This window comes from Bacillus sp. JJ722 (assembly GCF_036963345.1).
Classification (GTDB): domain Bacteria; phylum Bacillota; class Bacilli; order Bacillales; family DSM-1321; genus Bacillus_AD.
On the sequence record NZ_JBALMO010000275.1, the window covers coordinates 1 to 3,928 of the forward strand.

Here is a 3,928-nt window from a genome sequence, read left to right on the forward strand (position 1 = left end):
TCCTATATCTCAGTCGGAGGGCTCCAGTCCATACGGAGCAAAACGGGCGCTTACGCTTTTCTATAGAATTCTACTATAAGTGTTTATGCGTGCATTTTCTGGGAAGGATTAATACAATATAAAGACAATTTGATGAAAATATGGATAGGGGATAGTAGAATGAGTGAAATGAAAGTAATTAGTGCTGATCAGTTAAAGTCACGAATGGAAGCAGATGAAGAATTATATATTATTGATGTTCGTGAAGATTATGAAGTAGCTAATGGAATGATTCCGAATGCTGTACATATTCCAATGAATGATATTCCAAATAAACTTGATTTGTTAGATCAGCAAAGAGAATATATTATTGTCTGTGCTGGTGGCGTTCGCAGTGAAAATGTATGCCACTATTTATTAGCTAACGGCTATAATGTAGTCAATATGGAAGACGGTATGTATAACTGGACTGGAGAATTGCAATAACTGTTTTACTTTTCTGTCTTTTTGGCAAGACTAGCTGAAAAGAGGAATGGGAGAGGTAGAACATGATAAAGGTAAAAGTCTTTGACTATGAGCATGAGAAAGATCTTGAAACCGAAATGAATGAGTTTCTTAAGAAGGTAGATGAAGATCAGCTCGTAGATATCAAATATGATGTTGCTGTTATTGGTGAAGAAGTAGATGAGCAAGTGTATTGCTTTAGCGCAATGGTCATATATAAATCATGAACAAAACCTCAAATCGATGGATTTGAGGTTTTATTTGTTGATAGGCTTTATTCATTTAATGAGCGACTGTAAGCGGCCGCATTAACACCAGCCAGTCTTCCTGTGACAAGTGCTGAAGTAATATTGTATCCGCCTGTATAGCCGTGAATATCCAATATTTCTCCACAGAAGAATAAACCATCCACGAATTTAGAGCTCATTTCTTTTGGATGAATTTCTTTTATTGATACGCCGCCACCAGTAACGAATGCTTTCTCAATCGAGAGAGTGCCGTTAACGTGAAATAAGAAACCTTTGCAAAGTGTAACGAATTGACGTAGCTTATCGTGGGAGATTGTACCACCTTGTTCATCTTCATTAATATTTGCTTTTTCCAATAAGAACAGTAAGTAACGGTCAACTAATAATCCCTTTAAGATATTTTTAATTGCTTTTTTATTATCTTCTTTTACTTTTTTTATAATCAGTTGAAACAGTTCTTCTTGATTATAATCAGGAAAAGCGTCAAGTTTCATGGTCACGTCTGTTAGTTTCCATTTCTTCATTGCTTTAACAACGAATTGGCTACAACGAAGAACAGCTGGGCCACTTATTCCGAAGTGGGTAAAGATCATGTCCATCTTATGTGTAATGATTGGTTTACCTTTTGGGTTAAGCACGCTTAATTCTACATCGCGCAACGATAAGCCTTGAAGTGTCTTCGCTTTTATAAATGGTTCATTTGAAGTTAGTGGTACTTCGGTTGGATACAATTCTGTTATCGTATGGCCCGCTTTTTCTGCCCATGCATAACCATCACCTGTAGAGCCTGTTTTTGGTACAGATTTGCCACCAGCTGCAATAATAAGAGCGCTCGCTTCATAACTTCGACCGTCTTTTAATATGATAGAAGATACTCCGTTATCTTTGTATATTACATCTTGCACAGTAGTGCTCTGCATGACTTTAACACGATATTTATCTAATTGATTAATCATGGCATTTACAACGGTCGAAGATTGATTGGAGACAGGAAACATTCGACCGTGATCTTCTTCTTTTAATTTAACACCTAGACTTTCGAAGAACTGGATAATATCTTGGTTATTAAATACAGAAAAGGCACTATAAAGAAAGCGACCGTTTCCAGGGATATGTTTAATTATTTCATCTATAGGTAGATTATTTGTGACGTTACAGCGTCCACCACCAGAGATAGCAAGCTTTCTTCCAAGCTTGTCTCCTTTTTCAATAAGAAGAACTTTTTCACCTTTTTCACCTGCTGCAATAGCTGCCATTAATCCCGATGGGCCGCCACCAATTACAATTACATCAAATTTCATTTTTTCACCAACTATATTTTTTTTCATTCTTTCATTATAATGTAAGTTGTTGTTTTATAAAAATACTTGATAGAATAGGTAAGTATTTTTATTTATTTAAATAAATGAATGAGCTTTATATATACCTGTTAAAAACCACTTACTTGTTGCTTTATAAAGTATGGTAATATTAAGAGCGTGTTACATAAAGGATCATGATCATCAGTAGGAAGGGATTATATGTCATCTAAATTGTTAAAGGGTACCTTTATTCTAACGATAGGAATGGTCTTATCTAAGGTACTAGGATTGTTATATGTTATTCCGTTTGAAGCAATTGTAGGAAGTAAGGGTACACAGCTATATTCCTATGGATATGTACCATATACTATATTTATAAGTATAGCAACGGGTGGGCTACCGTTAGCTGTATCCAAATTCGTGGCAAAGTATAATGCCATGGGTGAATATGATGTCGGTCAAAAATTGTTCCGATCTAGTTTGAAAATTATGTTGATATCAGGTATGGTAGCTTTTTTAGTTCTCTACTTCATCGCTCCAGGATTAGGGGAAGCAATGGGAAAAGGACAGGAAAACTTTACGCCAGAGGAAATTGCTACGGTTATTAGAGCAGTTAGTTTCGCCTTAATTATCGTACCATTCATGAGCTTAATAAGAGGCTTCTTTCAAGGCAATGAATCGATGGGACCAACTTCTATTTCAATGGTAGTTGAACAAATCGTACGTATTATCGTTTTATTAGGTGGAGCTTTCGTCGTGATGTACGTATTGGATGGAGACGTCGTAACTGCGATAAGCGTTGCAACTTTTGCAGCGTTTGTAGGTGCTCTTGGAGGCTTAATTGTCTTATTAATGCACTGGAATAAAGTTAAGCCACAGTTGAAGAAGAAGGCGAAAACAGATCAGCGAACAACAAGAATTCCACTAAGAGATATGTATAAAGAAATTATTCTTTATTCGATTCCATTTGTGTTCGTCGGAATTGCAATGCCACTTTTTCAAATGGTCGATTCATTAACGTTTAACTCTGCGATGGCATCGATTGGCCTTAAGTCAATTGCGGGTGATGCTTTTGGGATTTTGAATTTCAATACGCAAAAACTAGTTATTATTCCAATGTCATTGGCGACGGCCTTTGCAATGACTATTGTTCCTTCTGTAACGAAAGCCTATACTGAAAGAAATACGGAAGTGTTTACAAATCAGTTAAACCAAGCTTTTCAAGTACTGCTGTTCTTAACTTTACCGGCAGCAATTGGAATGTCAGTATTGTCTAAACCAATTTATACGGTTTTCTATGGCTATGATCAATTAGGTGCAGAAGTATTACAAACCTATGCACCGACTGCGATATTGTTCGCGTTCTTTTCTGTCACTGCTGCTGTATTGCAAGGAATTAATCAACAAAAATATACGGTCTTAAGTTTATTAATAGGTTTCTTAGTGAAGTTAGCATTGAATATTCCACTAATCCGCATGTTTGAAACAGAAGGGGCTATTTATGCAACAAGTTTAGGATATTTAGTTGCTACTGTTATTAACTTCTTTGTTATTTACTACTTTACGGGTTACAGTTATAAGCTGGTATTCAAGAGAACGATGTTGATGGGGATCTTTACGTTAATCATGTCCGTTGTTGTTGTACTAACGATGAATGGGCTGTCTCTGTTCTTAAATGAAGAACGTTTCTTTCCAGCTCTTATTATGATTATTATCGGAGCGGGTGTAGGAGCACTTGTCTACTTCTTACTAGCTATTAAATCTAAGCTAGCCTACCGATTATTTGGTGATCGACTACTACGACTTAAAAGCAAGATTGGTTTATAAAATATATAAGAAAAGCGCAAGTACCCGTTTTGCTCCGTATCTTCTTTCGACCACCGACTGAGATAAAGG

4 protein-coding genes are annotated in these 3,928 nt (G+C 36.3%); 3 read left to right on the plus strand and 1 reads right to left on the minus strand.

All coding sequences use genetic code 11. From position 1 onward, the window contains the following. Positions 1 to 159 precede the first annotated feature (159 nt). Complete coding sequence (locus V7014_RS23565; protein ID WP_335510926.1) at positions 160 to 465, plus strand: rhodanese-like domain-containing protein; 306 nt, start codon at positions 160 to 162, stop codon at positions 463 to 465. Between the two features lie 62 nt (positions 466 to 527). Then, entirely contained in the window at positions 528 to 710 is a 183-nt protein-coding gene (locus V7014_RS23570; RefSeq protein WP_335510928.1) for a sporulation protein Cse60, read from the plus strand. 47 nt (positions 711 to 757) lie between these two features. On the opposite strand, the gene V7014_RS23575 is transcribed toward V7014_RS23570, so the two are convergent. Next, positions 758 to 2,032, minus strand: coding sequence for an NAD(P)/FAD-dependent oxidoreductase (locus V7014_RS23575; protein ID WP_335510932.1), 1,275 nt, complete (start codon positions 2,030 to 2,032; stop codon positions 758 to 760). A gap of 219 nt (positions 2,033 to 2,251) precedes the next feature. On the opposite strand from V7014_RS23575, the gene V7014_RS23580 reads away from it, so the two are divergent. Further along, positions 2,252 to 3,859, plus strand: coding sequence for a putative polysaccharide biosynthesis protein (locus tag V7014_RS23580; protein ID WP_335510930.1), 1,608 nt, complete (start codon positions 2,252 to 2,254; stop codon positions 3,857 to 3,859). Positions 3,860 to 3,928 lie beyond the last annotated feature (69 nt).

Coding starts and splice junctions, on each gene's coding strand:
- V7014_RS23575 (WP_335510932.1), bottom strand. CDS start 2,032: ATGAAATTTGATGTAATTGTAATTGGTGGCGGCCCATCGGGATTAATG.
- V7014_RS23580 (WP_335510930.1), top strand. CDS start 2,252: ATGTCATCTAAATTGTTAAAGGGTACCTTTATTCTAACGATAGGAATG.
- V7014_RS23565 (WP_335510926.1), top strand. CDS start 160: ATGAGTGAAATGAAAGTAATTAGTGCTGATCAGTTAAAGTCACGAATG.
- V7014_RS23570 (WP_335510928.1), top strand. CDS start 528: ATGATAAAGGTAAAAGTCTTTGACTATGAGCATGAGAAAGATCTTGAA.